20 protein-coding genes are annotated in these 21,432 nt (G+C 45.4%); 5 read left to right on the top strand and 15 right to left on the bottom strand.

The window, feature by feature from the left end:
- Positions 1-13 precede the first annotated feature (13 nt).
- The 8 genes from NYE58_RS14920 to NYE58_RS14885 form a co-directional block, all read right to left on the bottom strand.
- Entirely contained in the window at positions 14-913 is a 900-nt protein-coding gene (locus tag NYE58_RS14920) for a selenium metabolism-associated LysR family transcriptional regulator (protein WP_341002217.1), read from the bottom strand.
- Between the two features lie 160 nt (positions 914-1,073).
- Positions 1,074-1,511 carry a hypothetical protein gene (locus tag NYE58_RS14915; RefSeq protein WP_076129159.1) on the bottom strand — a complete coding sequence of 146 codons (438 nt, stop codon included), beginning with the start codon at positions 1,509-1,511 and terminating at the stop codon, positions 1,074-1,076.
- A 164-nt stretch (positions 1,512-1,675) separates the two neighbouring features.
- Complete coding sequence (locus tag NYE58_RS14910; protein WP_036686170.1) at positions 1,676-1,939, bottom strand: YlbG family protein; 264 nt, start codon at positions 1,937-1,939, stop codon at positions 1,676-1,678.
- 40 nt (positions 1,940-1,979) lie between these two features.
- Positions 1,980-2,417 carry a YlbF family regulator gene (locus NYE58_RS14905; protein WP_076129134.1) on the bottom strand — a complete coding sequence of 146 codons (438 nt, stop codon included), beginning with the start codon at positions 2,415-2,417 and terminating at the stop codon, positions 1,980-1,982.
- Between the two features lie 20 nt (positions 2,418-2,437).
- Positions 2,438-4,363 (bottom strand): helicase-associated domain-containing protein, encoded by a 1,926-nt coding sequence (locus NYE58_RS14900; RefSeq protein WP_341002216.1) that lies wholly within the window; start codon positions 4,361-4,363, stop codon positions 2,438-2,440.
- Positions 4,360-6,072: a DNA repair helicase XPB gene (locus tag NYE58_RS14895; RefSeq protein WP_076189871.1), complete on the bottom strand. Its 1,713-nt coding sequence runs from the start codon at positions 6,070-6,072 to the stop codon at positions 4,360-4,362. The genes NYE58_RS14900 and NYE58_RS14895 overlap by 4 nt, the downstream gene beginning before the upstream one ends.
- A gap of 119 nt (positions 6,073-6,191) precedes the next feature.
- On the bottom strand, positions 6,192-6,623 hold the full coding sequence (locus NYE58_RS14890) for a CBS domain-containing protein (protein ID WP_076301805.1): 432 nt from the start codon (positions 6,621-6,623) through the stop codon (positions 6,192-6,194).
- 63 nt (positions 6,624-6,686) lie between these two features.
- The gene (locus tag NYE58_RS14885) at positions 6,687-7,901 is read right to left on the bottom strand and encodes a M20 family metallopeptidase (protein ID WP_445671762.1); all 1,215 of its coding nucleotides are present in this window, start codon (positions 7,899-7,901) and stop codon (positions 6,687-6,689) included.
- Between the two features lie 206 nt (positions 7,902-8,107).
- Between NYE58_RS14885 and NYE58_RS14880 the strand changes: the two genes are divergently transcribed.
- Positions 8,108-8,455, top strand: coding sequence for a YugN family protein (locus tag NYE58_RS14880; protein WP_036686159.1), 348 nt, complete (start codon positions 8,108-8,110; stop codon positions 8,453-8,455).
- A complete protein-coding gene (gene ftsW, locus NYE58_RS14875) occupies positions 8,452-9,693 on the top strand; it encodes a putative lipid II flippase FtsW (protein WP_341002214.1) in 1,242 nt (413 codons plus the stop codon). The genes NYE58_RS14880 and ftsW overlap by 4 nt, the downstream gene beginning before the upstream one ends.
- Before the next feature lie 88 nt (positions 9,694-9,781).
- Here ftsW and NYE58_RS14870 read toward each other — a convergent pair whose 3' ends face one another.
- Positions 9,782-10,147 (bottom strand): Asp23/Gls24 family envelope stress response protein, encoded by a 366-nt coding sequence (locus NYE58_RS14870; protein ID WP_019911482.1) that lies wholly within the window; start codon positions 10,145-10,147, stop codon positions 9,782-9,784.
- Positions 10,148-10,300: 153 nt separating this feature from the next.
- On the opposite strand from NYE58_RS14870, the gene cax reads away from it, so the two are divergent.
- Positions 10,301-11,371: a calcium/proton exchanger gene (gene cax / locus NYE58_RS14865; protein ID WP_036686157.1), complete on the top strand. Its 1,071-nt coding sequence runs from the start codon at positions 10,301-10,303 to the stop codon at positions 11,369-11,371.
- Between the two features lie 87 nt (positions 11,372-11,458).
- Here cax and NYE58_RS14860 read toward each other — a convergent pair whose 3' ends face one another.
- The 6 genes from NYE58_RS14860 to NYE58_RS14835 all read right to left on the bottom strand — a co-directional run bounded on the left by NYE58_RS14860 (position 11,459) and on the right by NYE58_RS14835 (position 17,212).
- The gene (locus tag NYE58_RS14860) at positions 11,459-11,755 is read right to left on the bottom strand and encodes a YlaN family protein (protein ID WP_036686156.1); all 297 of its coding nucleotides are present in this window, start codon (positions 11,753-11,755) and stop codon (positions 11,459-11,461) included.
- A 202-nt stretch (positions 11,756-11,957) separates the two neighbouring features.
- Positions 11,958-12,203 carry an HPr family phosphocarrier protein gene (locus tag NYE58_RS14855; protein WP_036686154.1) on the bottom strand — a complete coding sequence of 82 codons (246 nt, stop codon included), beginning with the start codon at positions 12,201-12,203 and terminating at the stop codon, positions 11,958-11,960.
- Positions 12,204-12,309: 106 nt separating this feature from the next.
- The gene (locus NYE58_RS14850; RefSeq protein WP_036686152.1) at positions 12,310-13,425 is read right to left on the bottom strand and encodes an aminopeptidase; all 1,116 of its coding nucleotides are present in this window, start codon (positions 13,423-13,425) and stop codon (positions 12,310-12,312) included.
- Positions 13,426-13,520: 95 nt separating this feature from the next.
- The gene (locus NYE58_RS14845) at positions 13,521-14,426 is read right to left on the bottom strand and encodes a hypothetical protein (protein ID WP_341002212.1); all 906 of its coding nucleotides are present in this window, start codon (positions 14,424-14,426) and stop codon (positions 13,521-13,523) included.
- 26 nt (positions 14,427-14,452) lie between these two features.
- A complete protein-coding gene (locus tag NYE58_RS14840) occupies positions 14,453-14,605 on the bottom strand; it encodes a hypothetical protein (RefSeq protein ID WP_179086972.1) in 153 nt (50 codons plus the stop codon).
- Positions 14,606-15,244: 639 nt separating this feature from the next.
- Positions 15,245-17,212 carry a sensor domain-containing diguanylate cyclase gene (locus NYE58_RS14835; protein WP_341002210.1) on the bottom strand — a complete coding sequence of 656 codons (1,968 nt, stop codon included), beginning with the start codon at positions 17,210-17,212 and terminating at the stop codon, positions 15,245-15,247.
- A gap of 400 nt (positions 17,213-17,612) precedes the next feature.
- On the opposite strand from NYE58_RS14835, the gene rpsD reads away from it, so the two are divergent.
- Together rpsD and NYE58_RS14825 are read left to right on the top strand one after the other, a co-directional pair.
- Positions 17,613-18,212 (top strand): 30S ribosomal protein S4, encoded by a 600-nt coding sequence (gene rpsD / locus NYE58_RS14830; RefSeq protein WP_036686147.1) that lies wholly within the window; start codon positions 17,613-17,615, stop codon positions 18,210-18,212.
- A gap of 244 nt (positions 18,213-18,456) precedes the next feature.
- The gene (locus tag NYE58_RS14825; protein ID WP_076189866.1) at positions 18,457-21,372 is read left to right on the top strand and encodes a transglycosylase domain-containing protein; all 2,916 of its coding nucleotides are present in this window, start codon (positions 18,457-18,459) and stop codon (positions 21,370-21,372) included.
- Positions 21,373-21,432: the final 60 nt, after the last annotated feature.

The following is a 21,432-nucleotide window of genomic DNA, read 5'->3' as shown; positions in this document are numbered from 1 at the left end:
CCCGCTTTAACTATCAGATTTGATTCGAATGCTCACGCAAATAAGTCAGGAAGGTTACTGCAGAAATTGGCAGCAGTGTTGATTTTAGATGAATGGCGTAGAATTGTCTTTTAAAAGAGGCATCGGAGATATTCACAATTTTCAACAGTCCCAGCGCAACTTCATGCTTAACCGAAGAGGTCGATATGATCGTTATGCCAAGACCTGCTTCCACCGCTGATTTCACAGCTCCCGTACTTCCAAGCTCCATCACGCTCTTCATAGTTCCCGGATCAAGTCCCTTGGAGAACAGCTGCTCCTCCATCACACGCCGCGTTCCTGAGCCCTGCTCACGCAATACAAAAGGATGCTGAAGCACTTGCTCCAAGGTAACCTCTTGCTGCTCCGTAAGTGGATGATCATGTGGCACGATCAACTTCAGCTCATCCCCCATCACGGGCTCGATCTCCATGTCCGGATGTGTGACCGGGGCTTCAATTAAGCCAAAATTCAGTTGATGCTTGAGGATTTCCTCCATAATTTGCGAGGTATTCATCACTTTCATCATAATTGAAATGTTAGGATATTGCTTTCCGAAAGGGCCTAACAGCCGTGGCAGCACATATTCTCCTATCGTAAGACTCGCCCCAAGCTGCAGCCGTCCCTCCAGCATATGTGTGAATGCTGACATCGCTTGATCCGTCTCACGCATCAGCTGAATACTGCGCAGCGCGTATGGCATCAGGGTGTGCCCTGCTTCGGAGAGTACGATTTTTTTGGTGGAACGGTTAAACAATTTGGTGCCAAAATAATCCTCCAGTGCCTGTACCTGCATGGTCACAGCTGGTTGAGTCATATGTAAAGTCTGCGCCGCCGCCGAGAAGCTTCCCCGCTCGGAGACCGTATAAAAAATATGCAGCTGATGAAAGTTCATGCTTCGCAACTCCTTATATTACAAAAAGAACGTCCTTTAAAGACGACAATCGTTTCTCGTAAAAGCTTAAGAATATTATAATCGTGCTGTATATAAATACTTATATTTTTAAAAAGGACATGCAGACTCGCCGCATGCCTCTTGCCCGTTTCTTTATAGACTATTTGCGTCTTCGTTTCTTCTTCGACAGCTTTGTGCGGTGAGAATTACGCAGCAGTGAAAAATAGGTCTTTAAATCTCTCAACTGTGGCATCTCCGAGATTCTCCCAAGAAACGAAACGATGATCATAGAATATAATGGCTGGCCTGAGAGATCTCTCTCACCTGTCAATTCCGTAAACTCAGCGATTACTACAGAGTCATCGTCAATTAAATATGCGTTATAATCACTGCTTGAAAAGGGCTTGATCCGATTCTGCATTAGGCACTGCCACATCCATGCAGCGACCTCTTCGGCATTGCTTGCACCATTGCTGATGCGGTCCATATAACGGCTCTTCGCATGATTGGTTATAACGATATCGGCGACCCTGTAATCGTTCAGCATGATGTGGAAGGGCTCATAAGTGCTGGGCCAATCCGTCCCCTTGTTGCGCATCATCATCACACTCCACCATAAGGGTCTTAGTATGCACTTAATGTTGTCATCTTACCTCATTGCCGAAAGTTGTACAAGTTTCTACCGTCGAGAGTAATGGCGTTTTTTTGTAAATAAGCATAAAAAAAACAGACGCTGTTTAAGCGCCTGTTTATCTCCTGGAATCACATACTGTAATTACGGGACTTGTCCGGTCCATTACTAGTATACTCTGTCTTAATTTCGTTACGATAAGATCTTTCAATCTTTCGCACATAGGAGAGTCTGCGGACATTCTTCATAACTTCCTCGGCCCGTTCTGCATTTACATACATAACTGCATAATGCATTTTCCGAGAAACATAATGTAATGTTCCGTATTTCTCAAGGTTACGTGCCGCTTTAACGTCACTTACCCAAATGATGTATCCTGTCCGTTCCGCAAACATAAGCTAAACCGCCTTTCTCTCTCTAAATCCTAAGGGAAGCTTATCCGCAGGAGCATTTTCCCCCGCTGCCGCATCCACCTTTAGGGGAAGGATCATTACTTGGTACTTTAATGCTATCGGATACTGAAAAAGCAATCGCTTCCGACATGGAATGCAGAATGTCGTCAAGGGTCTTCTCTGCCAGCTTGAAACGAACAACTTCTTCGAACCGCTCCAGTTCCGCTTCTACTGCCGAAACCTCATCCTTTGCTGAATGATAATTCGGGTGGAAATGTCCGAATCGCTGTGTTTCTTCAAACAACTCCTTCTTAGTCTGAAGTCGTTTGACCATGGCCTGAATTTCGGGGTTCGTATCAACCCGTCCTTTCCAGTATAAGTAATCCGACACCTCGGCGGATTGATTAATCATATCGCCTAATTCATAGGCGTATGTCAGCACTTCAGCCATATCGACCGTATTTATTTCAGCTACGCTCATGAACTCAGCTCTTTTCTTCGTTAATGATCTACCGATTCAGTAGACTTTTCTATCATACCATAATCACTCGCTTGAGCAGAAGAGGAATTTCTTCGTCCTTTGGGAATAACTAACTTCATTTCCTTCCAGTCTTCCGGAGTGAGCTCTATATCTTCAACCGTTTCACCATCGTGATAGAGCAGCTGTCCGGAAACTCTCCATGGATTTCCGCTTATGCGGGAAGGGATAAAATCTAACATCTGATCATTTAGTGCAAAACGCACCTTGACTCCCCATCTTAACCCTTGCTCCATCACCTTTTGTGCAGTCGAGCTATGATAATGCCGCCATTCTTTGCTCCAGATCTGCGGTACATTTTCTCCACCGAAGAGAATCTCTTCCTCTTGTTCAGGAGCAATAACCGGCAGGTTAAGAAAAGGATTCCCTTTGGACAGCAATCCTAGTTCTACATTCAGCTCTGGAAGAACATACGTTGCCTCGGGGTTTCCTGTTTCATGAGGAAACCAACTCCACCCTACGTTTGGATCCTCCCCCTGTCCTCCAATGATTCTGGAAGGCGCTAGCCCCGCGGAGTACAGTTCTTTTCGTATCTGTTCCATATATTCCGGGTCCACTATGAAATGTAAAGGACCGATACGTTCAAGATTCTCCTGTAAACGCGGGTGAGCTGCGATAGCAGCTCCATCGGCTTCCGTCTGACAGGTCAAGAGAATTACTTGCGATAGTGAAGTACGGCCAATGCTTTTTGCCCATTGCTCAAGGGACATTTGAACCACCGAAGGAAGCCCGCCCAGAGCATGCTCGCTTATCCAGGAGATGATGTCGTTCGGTGACATTCCATGCTCAGCTGCAAGTTCCAACCTCTCTTTCGTCAGCCGGAAGCTCCATATCGTATCACTTTGCAGGAGCTCAGCGCAGCCAGCCAGTGTCCATCGTACAGAATAGGGGACTTCCGGTGGAACCAGCACCTCGAAATCCGGCTGCACAATAAACTGTTCCTGTGTATCTCCAGACCCAACAGCAGCGAATGATCCCCTCTCAGCAGATAGCATTGGCTTAGCAGCGGTCCAGCGAAAACACAACATGCCCTCAGCGGTTTCTCCCAGTTCACACCAGCCAAAGCCTGTTAAACAACGTAACCAGTTCAAGCTTGACTTCTCAAGCTCATTACGGGCAATGTTACCTGTGAGATTAGAAGCCATCATCCAGTCTAATAGTGCGGGCAGCATTATCCATTTCCCGGGGATAAAATCTGCATTAGAAATTATATAACGAAAATGTTGATCGGCTGGGCCCACGCTTCCAGAGCGATTAATTACAATCCCATAAAGAATGTCACTCATCGTCGCTTCAGGAAGCTGCAGCCAACGATCCAACAGCTCCAGATCAAGCGTGTATCCGGCACTCTGCCTGCGAATAAGTCCAAGACACAGCAGGATATCCACCGTCGCTATGACAGAAAGAGTTTTCTGTTCCTCTAAAAGAGAACCTACGGAGAGCCCTTGCAAATGCTCCTCCCCAAAAGAAAGCTGCGCCGCTAAGCGGTTTAGATGCTTTTTATGAATAATCCCCTTGGCTGTCAGCGGCAACCCTTCCCAAGCGGTGAACAGCAAAGCCCGAAACAAATCTATCGCCAGTCCGGCTCCTGCTTCCATGGTAAGACTCACTAAATGCCCGGCAATGAATTGCGGCTGATACGGGAAAAATTCTTGTTCAATTGCCGGCAGCTGATCAACAGGAATCTGGTACAGCTTTTCGCCTAATATTTTATGCCTTGCAGTTAACAGCCCCTCGCGGCGCAATTCATTCATTGCAAGCTTTTGCTCAGCACGACAAAGCGCCACAGGGCGCAATCGTTCTTCCTTCCCTTCCTCAAACGGCTGGGCAGCATAAGCTGCACATAATCGCTTTAAGACCTCTAATGCTTCTGTTGACAGCTGGTTCAATGGATGGTTCGCTCCTCTCCACTCGGCATCTTTTTAACGACATATTCATAGCCCTGCTCAGTCAAAAACATCCGGCGGCGCAAAGCGAAATCCTGTTCCCGGCTATCTTCAGATACCAGTGTATAGAAATAGGCTTTATTCTCCCCCGCTTTGGGGCGGAGGATTCGACCTAGTCGCTGGGCTTCCTCCTGCCGTGATCCATAAGCTCCCGAGACTTCAATAGCAATTGACGCGTCAGGTAAATTCACCGCGAAATTCGCTACTTTTGACACCACCAGTACCTGTATATCTCCCTCGTTAAAAGCCGCATATAGCTCGTCTCTTTCACGCTGCTTCGTTTTGCCGGTAATTAAAGGCGCCCCGATCCTGTCAGCCAGTTCACTTAACTGGTCGAGATATTGTCCAATAACCAGCACCGAAGAACCTGTATGGACCTTTAGAAGCTTGGCTACAATTTCAGCTTTGGCAGGATTGCAGGAAGCCATACGAAATTTTTCTTTTGCCGCCGCGTACATATATTCTTGTTTAAGCTCCGGATTCATCGGCACAATGATCTCTACACATTCCACTTCAGCGATCCAGCCCTGCTGCTCCAGCTCCTTCCAAGGCAAATCGTAGCGTTTCGGTCCGATTAAAGAGAACACATCCCCTTCCTTCCCGTCTTCTCTAACCAAAGTGGCTGTAAGCCCCAGTCGACGTGTAGCCTGAATGTCTGCTGTAGCCCGAAATACAGGCGCTGGAAGCAGGTGAACCTCATCATATATAATCAAGCCCCAATTGCGTTCGTTAAACAGCTTCATATGGAGAAACGGACCGTCTTTGGACGAACGATGCGTTAATATTTGATAGGTGGCAATGGTAACTGGCCGCACTTCTCTTTTTTCACCCGAATATTCACCTACTGCCTCTCCAGCCAAATCTGTTCGCTCCAGCAATTCATCCATCCATTGCCTTACGGACGTTGTATTTGAAGTTAAAATCAGGGTTTCACATTGGAGACTTTCAAGTACTGCTACTCCTACAATTGTCTTCCCTGCGCCACAAGGCAGCACCACCACACCGCTTCCCCCTTGTCCTTCTGTCCCTTGAAACAGCTGAACGGCCTCCTGCTGATATTCACGTAAGCCAAATGAATCGTTTGCCGAATCAGCCTTGCAGGTATCGAGATTCTCCTTCCAGGTCAAGCTAAGCGCTTGCCCTTCATGATATCCGGCGTAGTCGAGAACTGGATACCCCAATCTCATCAGCTCTTGTTTCAAAAGCCCTCTATTCTCCGCAGGGCACGAGCATTCCAGAGGATTTATTCTCAGTAGACCCAACGCTTTTAGACCTTGTACATCACTCAACTCATTCAAAAGCTCAGGAGCATCCGTTCTTAACATAACGACCTCATTCTGAGTCTCTTGGCCATGAAGAGTCAGCTTTCCATATCTGGACAAAAGAGTTTCAATTTCCTCCTCCAATCCTGTGGGAACACCCCAGCGTGCAAGGTGATGCAGGCTAGTGATAATCTCCTCAGCAGTATAATTAAGCGCAGCTGCATTCCAAAGAGATAAAGGGGTAATTCGGTAGGTATGGTAAGCAGGAGGACTTTTTATCAGCTCCGCGAAGGTCCCTAGCTTTTTCCTTGCCACCTCAAAATCCGGATGAGCACATTCCAGTAAAATTGTCCGGTCCCTGCGTACGATGCAAGCTCCTGATCCATTCATAGCTTTTCCTCCCTAGTGTTCAAGTGATTTAAGCTTGCGCTATGTAATTTTGTTTATTTTCATATAACAGGAAAAAGCCCATCCCCGCATAACGGTCATGAGCTTCCCTATCTGACTATTTAATGTAAGTGCTGCTGCGAAATATCATGGAGGGCTTCACCAGCTTCATCCGCAAAAATGTCGCTCACAGCCAGATCTCCAATCGACACAACGCCCACCAGCTTCTGGTCACGTGTCACCGCCAGCCTGCGAATTTGCCAGCCAGCCATTACCTCTGCAGCCTCATCTACTGAAGTATTCTCCGAGACGGTCTGAATCTCTTTACTCATTACAGTTTCCACTGAGGTTGAACCAGGATGTTTAGCTGCATAACCTCTAATCACGAGATCGCGGTCAGTAATTACGCCGAGCAGTGTCTTATGTTCTTCATTATCAACAACAGGTATAAATCCAGTGTCATAATCTCGCATTTTCACGGCAACTTCATACACATTATCTTGCAGCGTAACCGTTGCAGGCTCCTTCGTCATAACCTCTTTCACTGTCTTCAAGAATGAACCCTCCTAATCATGGTCTCCATGTTATGGGAATAGGTTCTCCTCTATGAAACGAAATTATACGATTGTGTTCTCACGCATACAGGAATTCGCCATAGCAATGAGCAGCTTCATTCCGTGCAGCATGGCATCTTCGTCAAAATCAAATTTGCTATGATGATGTGGATAGTCAGCCTCTTTATCCGGATTTCCGGCACCCACAAACATAAAGCAGCCTGGAATCTCCTTAACATAATAGGCAAAATCCTCAGCTGGCATCAGCTTTTCCATCCGAATCACTTCAACAGATTCTCCTAAAGCCGCTGGGGCCACCTCGAAAAACCGCTGCACTTCACCATCGTGATTTACGAGGGGAGGATATCCCATAACGTAATCTATCTTAGCTTCTGCCCCGTAAGCGCTGGCAATAGAAACGGTCATTTCTTCGATTCGCTGGCGTATCAAATGCCGTGTCTCCTCGTCGAATGCCCGTACTGTCCCTGTGATCCGGCATTGCTCGGCAATGACATTTTGGGCGAATCCTCCTTGGATGGTCCCTACACTGAGTACAGCGGGCTCCAGCGGGTTCACAGAGCGGCTTACAATGCTCTGGAGCTGGGTCACCAGCGCCGCTCCCGCCACGATGCTATCAATGGTACGGTTAGGCATGCCGCCGTGTCCGCCTTTGCCAATGATATCTATAAAAAACTCGTCCGCAGATGCCATCAACGGTCCCGGAGCACTCCCAACAGTTCCCATAGGCAATGGAGTCCACAGATGCAGACCATACACCGCATCCGCTCCTTCTAACATGCCTTCGGCAATCATCCCCTGCGCCCCTCCTGGGCATACTTCCTCTGCGGGCTGAAAAAGAAAACGCAGCTCCCCTTCCAGCTTTTCAAGCCGGCTGCTGTAGTAAGAGGCTACACCGAGCAGTATGGAAGTGTGGCCATCATGTCCACAGGCATGCATTACCCCTTCATTTTGCGAAACGTAATCCTTCTTGTTCTCCTCTTTAATAGGTAGGGCATCCATGTCCGCACGAAGAACCACAGTTTTCCCCGGCCGCTTTCCCCGTAGTATGCCAAGCACACCATACCCTTTCCCGCTTTTTCTGACTTCAATTCCAAATTCGGCTAACTTATCTGCTATAAATGCTGACGTTTCCTTTTCATGAAAAGACAACTCCGGATGACGATGCAAATGGCGTCTCCATTCCACGATCTCCGGCATGAGCGAATCAACCGCTAAGCTCTTCATAAGTTCTCCATCCCCTTCTCGATAAACCCGCATCCATAGCAAGCGATAGCAGTCCTGTTCACTTTGTTCCAGCCGCGAACGACTATAATTCTTTTATTGTAGCAGAAACGCAAAAAACTGGGTATTGTTAGGCACTGCCTACTCTTGCACAACCTTTAGAAACATACTATCATGAGGTAGAACATCAGCAATCGGATCAGAAATTCATCATTATACTTCATAAGGGGGATATGCGTGCTATGATTTTTGAGAACACGGGCCTCGTAGGATTGAAGAGTGATCTTCTCTATCTGGACGAGAGTGCCACAAAAGCTGGCTTCATCCGCTGGCAATGGGAATACTATCGTGCCACTTACGACTGCAAAATTGAAGACCCACAGGATGGTGGCGAATACTTCCTACGCATTAACACTCGCGCTGTCGAGGGAAAACTAGAGAAGTCTGATGCCGTACTTGCAATTGAAGCCGTATACTTAGGAAAAGCAACCTTCCCTCATGGCCTGGAATATGAATCTCCGGTGCCAAAACCAGTATTGGACACTGCTGCTAAGCGGATTCTTGAATTAAAGCAGCTGTTAGAGGCTTGAGTAACAGAAAGGGAACGACGAAACAAAATGTCAGCCTGCCCAAAAGAGGAACACCCGATTTCCAACTACTTATCTTAACACTACTACTTGTGGGTTTCGGTCTAGTCATGGTCTTCAGTGCTAGCTCAAGCTTAACCTTAGCAAGCTCGAAGTTCGGTAATGACCCTCTATTTTTCATTAAACGCCAAGTGATCTGGATCGTACTCGGAACCATTGTTATGTTTATAGCTATGAACATTCACTACAGTAAGTTTAAGAAGTGGTATGTACCTATTTTTATCATCACCGTTATACTTCTGCTCGTGGTAGCCTTCTCTGAAAAAATTAATGGTGCCAAGAGCTGGCTTAGTATCGGAACACTTGGAATTCAACCCACCGAATTAGCCAAAATATCGATTATCCTGTATATCTCAGCACTTATCACCAAAAAAGGTGAACGGTTTAGAGATTTCCGTACAGGATATATCCCTGTAATGGTCATCGTGGGTATTGTTGCCGGACTTATAATGATGCAGCCGGATTTAGGTTCTTGCCTTATTCTCGTAGCTACCAGCGGACTTGTTATTTATGCCGGTGGTGCCAGCATGAAGCATATTCTGGGCTCTATAGCACTGCTAGTGCTGGGTGTAGGACTAGTTATAGGCGCCAAAGCAACGATTGATTCCTTATCTCCATCCGATAAAGCCACTGACACTCAGGATTATAGAAAAGGTCGTATCGTTGCCTTTTTAGATCCTTATCAGGTTGCTGAGGGTGATGGTTATAACATTATTCAATCCTTAACCGCTCTTGGCCAAGGTGGAGTAAGTGGTTCCGGCTTCGGCAAAAGCATTCAAAAGCTGGACTATCTAAAATACCCTTATACGGACTTTATCTTCCCCGTAATTGGTGAAGAGTTCGGCTTTCTTGGGACCTCCATATTTTTGATGTTATATCTGTATTTTATCTGGCGAGGTATTCTAATCGCTTTAAGGTGTAAGGATCCCTTTGGTACGCTCGTCGGAATTGGGATTATGGGCCTCATAGCCATTCAGGCCTTTGTCAATATCGGCGGTGTAACCAATACAATCCCTCTTACCGGCGTTACCTTGCCGTTTATCAGCTACGGGGGCTCTTCACTCCTTGTCAGCATGCTGTGCATGGGAATTATGCTAAGCATCTCAAGAGAAACCAACCTTCCTGCCAAAGAGGAAGTAACGAAATCTGTAACAACGGTTAGACAGGTTCGTTCCCGGTAAGCTTTATAAAGCCGGAGGTTAGGGAATTTACACATAAAAAAGCAGCCCAGGGAATTAACCTTGGACTGCTTTTTTGTGTACAAGTTTTTTAAGAGATTTCATCATTCTTGAAAGCTACGCCTTCAACTTTGACATTTACCTCAACAATATGAAGTCCAGTCATGCTCTCCACAGCTTCACGTACGTTCTGCTGAAGCATCCGGCACACTTCGTGGATCGGTGTTTCATAGAGAACGATAATTCGTAGATCTACTGCTGCTTCCAGTTGTCCTACTTCAACGGTAACGCCCTTCTGAACGTTCTTACCGCTTAGACGTTTCGCCCAGCCTTCTGACAGGCCACCAGACATGGCTGCAATTCCCGGAGTCTCCAAGGCAGCCAAACCGGCAATTTTTGAGACGACGTCATTTGAAATTCGTATATTTCCCATTTCCAGTTGAAGTTGTTCTGCCATGCCATATCCCCCCTACACTCATTATCAATTATTGTAATTCCAAAACAGGCTAAAAAGCAAATCACTTTATCGCTTTCTCGTTTACACCTAGGAACAATTTGGGTATATTGATTATGAATTCAATCTAAATACATAGATAGGAGTGCCTTCACATTGAAAAAATGGATTTCACCATCACTGATGGGTATCGCCTTTATCCTTAGTGCGATCGGCCATTATGCCGATTGGGATCATACCCTGCAGTTCATTCTATCAGCAATCGCTGTGGTGTTTGTGGCTGGTTTTCTCGGCCGGGCCACTGAAAGTGTAGCTCATTATGCCGGACAACGACTGGGCGGCTTCCTAAACGCCACCTTCGGCAATGCTGCTGAGCTAATCATTGCCTTCTTCCTGGTTAAGGAAGGATTGTTCGACATGGTCAAAGCCAGTCTTACCGGTTCTATTATCGGCAACCTGTTGCTTGTTCTAGGATTGAGTATTTTCGCCGGCGGGATGAAGTTCAAAGTTCAGAACTTCAACGTAACCCTTGCCGGAATGAATGGCTCCCTGATGATCGTTGCCGTCATTGCCTTATTTGTTCCCGCTATGTTCTTTACCACCCACTCTATTACGGAGAAGGATACCGATGTGCTCAGTTTAATCGTTGCCGGGCTGCTCATCGCTTCGTACATAGCTTGGCTAATCTTCTCCATGATCACGCATAAGAAACATCTAGAGGACGTTACTGAAGAGGGTAAAGAAGAATTAGCTCATGAACATGCCCCTGCTTGGTCCAAAAACAAATCCATCCTTTATCTCGTGCTTGCCACTGTAATGGTAGCCTTCGTGAGTGAGTGGCTGGTAGGAACGTTAGAGACTTTGACAGAACGTTTCGGATTCAGCGAGCTGTTTGTAGGTGCGTTCCTCGTAGCTATCATCGGTAATGCCGCAGAGCATAGTGCAGCCATTATGCTGGCCATGAAGAACAAAATCGGTGCGGCAGTAGAAATTGCGGTTGGAAGCAGTCTGCAAATCGCCCTGTTCGTAGCACCTGTCCTAATCTTCGCCAGTTATTTCATGGGTGATACAATGGACATAGTTTTTACGACCATCGAAATTGTCGCCATCGGTGTAGCTGTCTTTATTGCCAAATCAATTACTCAGGACGGCTCGACTAACTGGTATGAGGGTCTCTTGTTATTAACGGTCTACCTGATTTTAGGAGTTTCCTTCTATCTTGTATAATCATTATTAACCATTGTACACAACAAAAAGCGCACATGAGCGATTCGTCCTCATGTGCGCTTCTATAAATACTTAAGAAACCGATATTTATTCTTCCTTCGCTTTGTTGTTCAAAGCCTCGTAGAGTACTGCTAAGTTACGCTCCAGCTTACTTAGTACCATCTTACCAGTAATCTCTGGGACCAAACCTGCTCTAACCGCAAAATCCACTTCTCTGGAGAAACCGTACATCTGGGTATCCAGCACTTCCTCATAGAGAGGGCAGTAGCGTGTTGCCAGATTCTCCATCTGCACTTCTATAAGTTGCTGAATTTTATCGGCATCTTCTTGTAGAAGATTGATTGCTTTAAGATTATACTGTTCCTGTAATTCCGATGAAGTCATGCCTCTATCCCCCCCATGTCCAAAAGTTAAGCTGCTTTTACTATTTTACTTAATATTAGACGAAATCCGGTATCAATACAACAATTCAGTTTATACTAACCATATATTTAAAAGAACCTGCTGCGTTATCCTATCAAGTTTCGTATCTACTTCTAGAAAAAACGCCCCACCGAAAACCGGTAGGACGTTTTTAGCACGACTATTACTCAGCAACAACTGTGAATTTCAAACCGTGTTTTGCAAACACTTCAGTCATTGCCTTCTTAGCTTCTTCAGCATCTGCCCCATGAACATGAAGCTCATAGCTTTGGCTGGATACCAAAGTAGTGAACAAACCAAGGATACTTTTAACATCAATGTACTTGTTGTCCGCTTGAAGAACGATTGAAGAGTTGAACTGGCCTGCCGTTTGGGCAATATCGACAATTGCCGCATTGTTACTGGACATAGAAATCCCTCCGCAACTTGATTATAAAACTTTAGTCTTTTGTTATCATTTCTTATGATACATTGAATCCGCTTACTTGTGCAAGGAGTTTTCTTGTTATTACATTTTATTTCAAGTTTTCAGGATTCAGACCTTCGAGTTCCGGCAACACAAAAATTCCATCCTTACGGATCAATACATCGTCAAAATAAATTTCACCGCCGCCATAATCGGGACGTTGGATCAACACAAGATCCCAGTGAATGGAGGAGCGGTTACCGTTATCTGTAACATCATATGCTTGTCCTGGCGTAAAGTGCAGGCTGCCTGCGATTTTTTCGTCAAAAAGAATATCATTCATCGGGTGAAGAATGTAAGGGTTAAAACCAATAGCGAATTCGCCAATATGACGCGCGCCGTCATCTGAATTCAAAATTTCGTTCAAACGAGCGGAGTCATTGCTGGTGGCTTCAACAATTTTTCCGTTCTCGAATTTGAATTTGATATTTTCAAAGGTCACTCCATTATATACTGACGGTGCATTATAGCTGATCGTTCCATTTACAGAATCGCGAACTGGGGCGCTGTAAACCTCGCCATCCGGAATATTTTTTTGCCCGGAGCATTTCTCTGCACCGATTCCTTTAATCGAGAACTTAAGATCTGTTCCAGCACTCAAAATATGTACCTTATCCGTTCTGCGCATGAGATCAGCTAAAGCATCCTGAGCCTTGTCCATCTTGGCGTAATCCAAATTACACACTTCGAAATAAAAGTCCTCAAACGCTTCAGTGCTAATATTCGCAAGCTGAGCCATGCTCGCATTCGGATAACGCAGTACTACCCACTTCGTATGCTTCACACGTTGTTCGCTATGCACTGGATGAGAGTACAACGAGTTATACAATTTCATATTTTCTTCAGGAACATCGGACAGATCGTTCACATTCTCACCTGCACGAATCCCGATATAACAATCCATTTGCTTCATCCGGTTCAAGTCAATTTCAGCCCATGTCTGAAGACTCTCACGAGTTGCGTATTTAAGCATGCTGCGCAGGACTGTACGATCTGTTAATTGTACAAAAGCATGACCACCGGCCTTGCCGATTTCCTCTACAACAGCTTTGATTAAATCTCTTTCATTGCCAATCATTTCGACGAGCACGTTCTCGCCTGGCTGGACATTTACAGAATAACCGACTAGGTTAGCTGCCAGCTTTTGAATTCTGGGATCTTTCATTGTGTATTCTTCCTTCCTCTGTCTAAAAAATAAGCAAGCTTTTCTATTGTAGCACGCCCTGTATGGAGCGCAAGACCTGTGGGATAATGTGAAAATCAACGAAAGCCTGAAAAATTCACCTGTGATACATAAGTTTCATTATCAGATTCATTTCCCGCCTCCGAATAGGTAACCTTACGATTTAAGGTGAGCTTTCTCGGCAGATTATGTTTTGTATCAACGGTTAAATGGTAGACAGTCTCAACATTAGCTTGTTTCAGCTTTTGCTGTAATTCATTATTTTTCTTCTCCCATAGCTCCACCAAAGCTTGCGTAACCGCCTGGTCGTTCTTTGTTATTTTTCCAGCAGAATCTGGTGTTTCAGGTCGAAGGTCTTGCATCTCTTTTTCCAATTCAGCAGTCAGCTGCTTTCTGGCCTCAGCAGGCGTCAGCTCGATCCGCAGCACATTTGTCCCTCTGCCTGCACCCGCATCTTCAGTCACATTAGCCTCCATGGATTGCAGCTCCTCCAGCTGTTTCAACGGATTAAGCAAAGCAAGCGGATTTCCGTCCTCAGAGGAACCTTCAGTGGTCAACGCTACCCATTCCCCCTCTTTTTTCTCTAGCTGACTATGGAAAGCTTTCATAGAAGTGATGCTGCTTTTTAAATCTTTAGCGCTATTTGCTGATTTTTTTGTGGCTGAGGATTTATCAGGAAGCAGTGTATACAGATTGACCTTCTTATGGTCCTGTACTGTGCCTTCGTAAAATATCATGGATTCCGGAACGGTCTTTCCACCTTTTGTAAGCATGGTTGACCCTTTAAAAGTAACCCCATCGCTGCCCGTTATACCCGCTAACACCAAACTCAGATCTTCCTTGGCTGGTTTATCTCTAATAACGCTGCAACCGCTGTTGAACACGCAGGACAAGGTAAAAATCATAAGAACTAACCCCTTCAGTAATAATGACTTTCTCACGGTCATCAGGCCTTTCTTGGAGTATTTTACTTTACAGCCCACTATAGGGTTCTCCCTTCCTGCGCGCCTTATACAGATGCAAATACGTTGCTGTAATCGGTTTCCATACATTGCTCTAACTTATGCGCGTTCGTCGCTTGCTTCTGAATGTCAGTACATACCACCTTCAGACTCACGAAGTTACCGCTGCCAGTCGCAGCGCCGTTGAAGCTTTCGGACACAGCTGACCTTAATTACAGTATTTTGCGGTATTTCGTATGCCAACGGACTCCATTGCAGCTATTGACCCGAAATGCGCCCGATATGCCCCTCATACTAAGCAATAGCGTCTCTGGTGTCCGAAACCTCACTTAAAAAGCTAAAATCATGCTAATAACGTCATCTGGGTCCGAATGCATCGCAGCGGCATGTATGATACACAGTCGAAGCAGCGAGCCAACTATCAAAACAATGACCAGCAACTCCTTATTACGGGAGAACTGCTAGTCACGTGCCGATGCGCGAATATTGCCGTTACAGTCGCCGCACCGTTGTCTCTAACGGACACAGCTGACCCTTAACGCAGCATTTCCCGATATTTCCCATACCAACGGACTCCAGCACAGCTATTGACCTTAAAAACACACAAAATGAGTCTTTTTCCAAGCTATAGCGTCTCTGGTGTCCGAAAACATGCCCCAAAGGCAAAATACACGCCAATAGCGTCTTCTGAGTCCGCAAGCCTCGCAGCATGATGGATACACAGTCGAAGCAGCCAGCGATCTGCCAAAACAAAAAGCAGCGACTCTCCAAATACGGGAGAACCGCTGCTCTGCTATCTTTTTTTACTTATGAGGCAATCCCTTCACACCGCTGCCATTCTATTTAGTGTCAACGATCACCTGGTTACGCCCATTGTTCTTAGCTTTATACAGTGCCATATCCGCTCGATAGAACAGGGATTCGACACTTACACGTTCGTCCATCCAGCTCCATTCTGCTATACCGCAGGACACTGTTACATTAGGTTCGGTTTCATTCATCACTCGCTTACGAATACGTTCAGCCACATTTACTGCCTGTTCTACTCCCATTAATGGTAAATAGACCGACAGTTCTTCTCCACCCCACCTCGCAGCAATATCCCCTTGACGGATGGAGGACTTCACAATTTCACTGACCTCTTTTAAGATCTTGTCGCCCTTTTGATGACCATAGGTATCATTCACCATCTTGAACTGATCGATATCCACAACAATTAAGCAACCGCAAAAATCTGTAGACTGCCGTTCCTTTATTTCTTCGTCCAGATAATGACGAGCATAAAGTCCAGTTAGGCTATCTCTGTTCGCTAGACGTCTAACTTCGGCATGCAGCCTTGCATTCCCTACAGCTAGTCCAATATGCCCCGCCATCGCCTGAAGCAATCTGTAATTGTCATAAGAGAAATAATGGGCATCGCGATGCGCCAACATGATGGCACCACGCACTTCACCACCTACACTTAAAGGTGTGGCAATCAGCGACTGCGACCCGGTAGCATTCATTAAACGAGAAGTAGTATTAGGATTATCTATGTAGTTAGACATGATTAATGATTCCCCAGTAGTATAGACCTTCCCGCCTAAACCTTGTCCTACTTCTAAAATTTCATTTTGCAAGGAGGAATGATTGCAAGCAATAACCTCTAGCCCGCCCTTTTCTTCGTTCATATGTAAAATACAGCAGTAGTCTGCACCAAACATCTCCAACAGCTCTTCAAACGCAAATTGAAAAATATCCCCTAAACGCAAGCTCTGATTCAGCCGTTGTGTAAGTTCGTTACTCATACGCAGCTCACGAATGAGCTGATTGGAGCGTTCATACAGCTTGGCATTCTCAAAAGCAGTACCTGCGGTATCCGCCACCATCGAGAGAAACCGTAAATCTACATCCATAAAGATCGAGTTATCCATCACCATGTCGAATACGCCATAAACCCCTTGCTTCCCGCCTAGCGGAAGACCAATCTCTACAATGTGTTGATCTTCAGTGTTGGTGTTCAGAGCAACACGGCCGTCTTTAAATGCTCTAGCGCAGACATCATCACTGGACATCTGAAACGGTAAAGGTTTGACCTGCGGATGAGTGCTGCGGTGATCTTGCGACATAAACAGCTCAAGCCTAGCACCAGGGTACATTGCAGAAATGCTATCTATAACCTCCGTAAGCACAGCGTTCACATCAATATTGTCATGCATCCGCTGAACGATCTGAAATAACAAGGAGCGGCGATTGCTCTCACGTTCAGCATGTTGATGAACACTCGCAAGATCAGTTACAAAAATATGTTCAAACTTATGATAGAATATGGTCCGGTACTGCAAAGATATAGCCTCAGCAGTATCTCGTCCACCCATTAAATATTGTTGTGTCGGCATAGCACAGCCCAGGAAGGCAAAAATTTCTTTGTCAACGCGAGTGATGAGCGGTATAGTAAAAAAGCTCATATCCTGACCCTGCACCGTAAGTTGAACAGATGAGGTTGCGCCAGAAAGTAAACTAGCTGCAGCCGCTTGCTCCCATTGGTGCCTCCATCGTTCTTGCTGATCGGCAATATTAGCAAAATATCTGCCTTCAAAATTCAGCACACACCAATCCCATGATTTAGCGAATGGTAGAGCCTCTAGCCCATCGATCCATTCCTCGAAGCTGTCTGCAATCAGATTGGCCAAATATGGGAAGTCATGGGACACTATTTCCGTTTCCCTAAGCCAGGCGGTGGGATCTTCGGAATCTCTACTAGTGTGCAATTTGTCCTGTATCAGCATACGACTGTCTTGAGAAGCGTATGCTTTCTGTTCTGACATAACGAAGATCCCCTTTGCTTCTCATTTAAGAAAAAAAACCTTCCCAATTAACATCTAATTAACTATATTTTACTCCCTTTCTTTGTGTATTGCATTATATTTTCCTTATTTCCGGGATTTTTTTTAGGACCAAAGAACTAACGACAAAGAATGACAAAAACTCTTTTAATATGCGCTTGACTTTATATGCTACTTTCATATAATATTTATTGTTGAACAAGACTGTAACAAGTCTTACTTGGGCGTAACGTTGTGTCACCCTCACGCATTTCGTTACTGCCAGGGCAGCGGCTGAACTTCCCTGGTAGTGTGGAAGCCATTAATGCTAATCACGGATACGAAATGCGGCGCAAATAGAGCCCTAACCTGAAATTTCAAATATAAAGGAGTCTACTATAACATGGCACGTTACACCGGACCTAAATTCAAACTCAGCCGCCGTCTGGGCATTTCCCTTAGCGGTACAGGCAAAGACCTGAAACGCCCTTTCCCACCAGGACAACACGGCGCTAACCAACGCAGAAAAGTAAGTAACTACGGAATGCAGCTTTTGGAAAAACAAAAACTGCGTCACATGTACGGCTTGGGAGAGAAACAATTCCGTACTCTCTTCGCTAAAGCACAAAAACTTCCAGGTCTTGCGGGCGAAAACTTCATGTTCTTGCTTGAAAGCCGCTTGGACAACCTAGTTTACCGTCTTGGATTTGCTAACTCCCGTGCTGGAGCACGTCAGTTGGTATCCCACGGACACGTAACTGTAAACGGCAAAAAAGTCGACATCGCTTCTTACCGTGTAAGCTTGGGCGACGTTATCGGTCTTCGCGAGAAGAGCCAAGGCATGGCTTCCATTAAAGAAGCTCTTGCTAACCGTAACCACCTTCCAGCTTACCTGGAATATGCTGAAGGATCTTTCGAAGGTAAATATATTCGTTTGCCAGAACGTTCCGAGCTTTCCCAGGATATCGATGAGAAACAAATCGTCGAGTTCTACAACCGTTAATATCTCGCTTTTAGCGGGTATGACCAAAGCCTCCGGATTAATCCGGGGGCTTTTTGTTATGTCAATATCCTAAATTCCATGCCGTTTGTAAAAGGTTATGCTTCCGCAAATCATACCCTAAATTACTTTATTTATAATTTTTGCACAAAAGTCGAATCTTAAGACCATGAGAATCAGGTAGAAGCGCATTCAAAAACGCCAATTTATGCTATAATAATTCCGTTAAAAGGAGGAATTATCGTCGATGGCTCAAGAGAACAAGAAAAAAAACGCTAAGAAGCCTTCACCCCGCAGATCCGCCCTAAGCAGGTTCGGTTCTGTAGTTAAGTGGATGTTTATTCTTGGAATAATAGGCGTTCTATTTGCCGGTGGTGCTGTAGCAGGCTATGTCGCTTCCATTGTGAAGGATGAACCTGTTCGCTCCGAAGAAATGATTCAGCAGCAGGTCAGTCAAAATGCGATCACCGGATTCGCTTATTTCCGAGACGGCGCACCGATCGGCCAGCTTCGGACAGAAGAAGACCGAAGGCTCATTGAATTCAACGATATCCCCCAGCTTATTATCGATGCAGTTCTCGCTATAGAGGACAATAATTTTAATGAGCATAATGGCGTGGATTTCAAAGGCACCTTACGTGCCGTCAAACAAAAGCTTCTCAATGAATCCGTTCAGACCGGAGGCAGTACACTCACCCAGCAGCTCGCAAGACGTGTATTCCTGAATCTGGATCGGACAGAAGATCGCAAAGTAAAAGAAATTCTACTTTCTCTTAGATTGGAACGCTTCTTGACCAAGCAAGAAATATTAACGGCTTATCTGAATAAGGTTCCTTTCGGCAATGGCTCGAATGGCTACAATGTATTCGGAATTAAAGCAGCAGCCAAGGGAATATTCGGTCTAGACGATCTGGACAAATTGAACGTGGCTCAAGCAGCTTATTTGGCTGGTCTTCCGCAGCTCCCTTCCACTTATTCTGCATTTAATGGCATAGGTGAATTCAACGAAAAAGCTTTCAACAGAGCTATGGACCGTCAACATCTTGTACTTCGTCGTATGCTTGAAGAGAATAAGATTACTACCTCTCAATATGATGAAGCCCTTCAATTTGATATCAAGAGTTCTCTGGCGCCGCACACCAAAAAAGCCTATGCTACCTATCCATATCTGATGATGGAGACTGAGCGTAAAGCATCCGAGATCCTTCTATCATTGAATGAAGAGAAAAATGGCACAACGGATGCCAATAGCACTACTGACAATGCCGTGTTACTTGAGGAAGCAAGGCAGCAGCTCATGACCGGCGGTTATCGAGTCTACACAACCATTGATAAAAAAGTTTACAATGCAATGCATAGTGTCTCAGAAGACAGCAATAATTTTACTAAAGACAGCAAAACCAAAGGTATGGAACAAACGGCTGGCATGTTAATCGACAACAAAAGCGGAGCCATTCTCGGCATGATTGAGGGTCGCGACTTCAATATTGAGCAGATGAATTATGCTACCCAAATGATCCGTCAGCCCGGATCGACTATGAAGCCAATTTCAGCTTATTTACCAGCCTTAGATGCAGGGCTGATTCAGCCTGCCGGGATTGTGGATGACGCGCCAATTATTCTAAAAGATGGCGGAAAAGGATTCCACATTCCTAAGAATGCCAACAATCGCTATCAAGGTCTGGTCACTGCCCGTTACGCACTTAACAAATCGCTCAACTTGCCTGCGCTTAAGCTGTTTAATGAAAAGGTCGGAATAGAGAAATCTTGGGCCTTTACTAAAAAGCTGGGGATCACCACCCTCACAGATGATGATTACAGCGCGCAGACCGGGGTTATAGGCGGTCTGAAATACGGAGTATCCGTAGAAGAGTTAACCAATGCCTATTCCGCTATCGGTAACCAAGGAGCTTTTAATGATGCCTACATGATTGAGAAAATTGTCAATTCAGAGGGCAAAATTATCTATCAGCACAAGGTTAATCCTGAGCAAGTATTCTCTAAGCAAACAGCTTACCTAATGACAGATATGCTGCGAACTGTAATTACAGAGGGTACAGCCAGCACCGTAAAAAGAGAATACAAACACTCTAAAGAAATTCCGATTGTCGGTAAGACTGGATCTACCCAGAATTATGGAGACGTATGGTTTATGGGCTACACTCCTGATGTCACACTTGGAATGTGGGTCGGCTACAAAGAGCAAATCAACACCCTTACGGGAGATACACAAAAACGTCAAGCCCAAACATTATGGGCAAAAGTGTTGAATGCTGTCATTGATAAGCAACCGGAACTATTCGTCACAGACAAATTTGCACAACCTGAGGGAATTATCAAAAAGACAGTTTCCGCATATAGCGGCAAACTGCCAACATCCCTGACTGATAAATTCACAACGGATATATTTAATACAAAATATGTGCCAAAAGAGAGCGACGACGGGATTTCCAAAGCCAAGTATATTACTTACAAAGGCGTCAATTATATCCCGTTGGAAGGCACTCCAGAGGAGTTCCTAAAGGAAAAAATCGTCGTTAAACGCGAGAAGCCGATACAGGAACTAGTCAAAGAACTCCTGGCTGCCTTCCCTAAGATGAAGGATCATAAATCACTGGAGTATTATATGCCAGCCGATGCCAAGACGGATTTCCCAACAGAAGTTGATCCACGTGTGGACGATGGGGCTTCCCCTGCTGCTCCCGGAAATGTTAACGTCTCTTATAGCACTGGTAAAGCGGTCATCAGCTTCTCCGCTAGCAGCTCGGCAGATGTTGTGGGATACCGCTTATATCGTTCATTAAACGGAGGTTCTTTCCAGAAGCAATCTATACTCATGGCAGATGAGAACAAGGTATTCACACCGGGTACACCTGCAAGTGCTAATGCAACCTTTTATGTAACAGCCGTGGATGTTGCAGGTAATGAGACGGCTTCTGGCAGCGTTGCTGGAGGGATTACACCAACACCCGAAGCAACTCCTACACCTGATCAACAACCTGGTACAGAGGCGCCTACAGAGCCTGAGACGACACCAGGAGACGTTATTGAGGATCCAGGTAACATTCTCCCGCTACTACCGACGGAAACACCAGCCGGCGGAGGTAACAGTACTGGAGGCAGTAATAATACCACAGCAGGTAATAATGCAGGGACACGTTAACCCAAAGATCATTAAATAATTTTACACAGCAAAACACCGTTCCCATGAATTCATCCGGGA

It is taken from the genome of Paenibacillus sp. FSL L8-0708 (assembly GCF_038009325.1).
GTDB lineage: Bacteria > Bacillota > Bacilli > Paenibacillales > Paenibacillaceae > Paenibacillus_AQ > Paenibacillus_AQ odorifer.
Note: the sequence above shows the minus strand (reverse complement) of the source record. Positions and strands in the feature narration are given on the sequence as shown.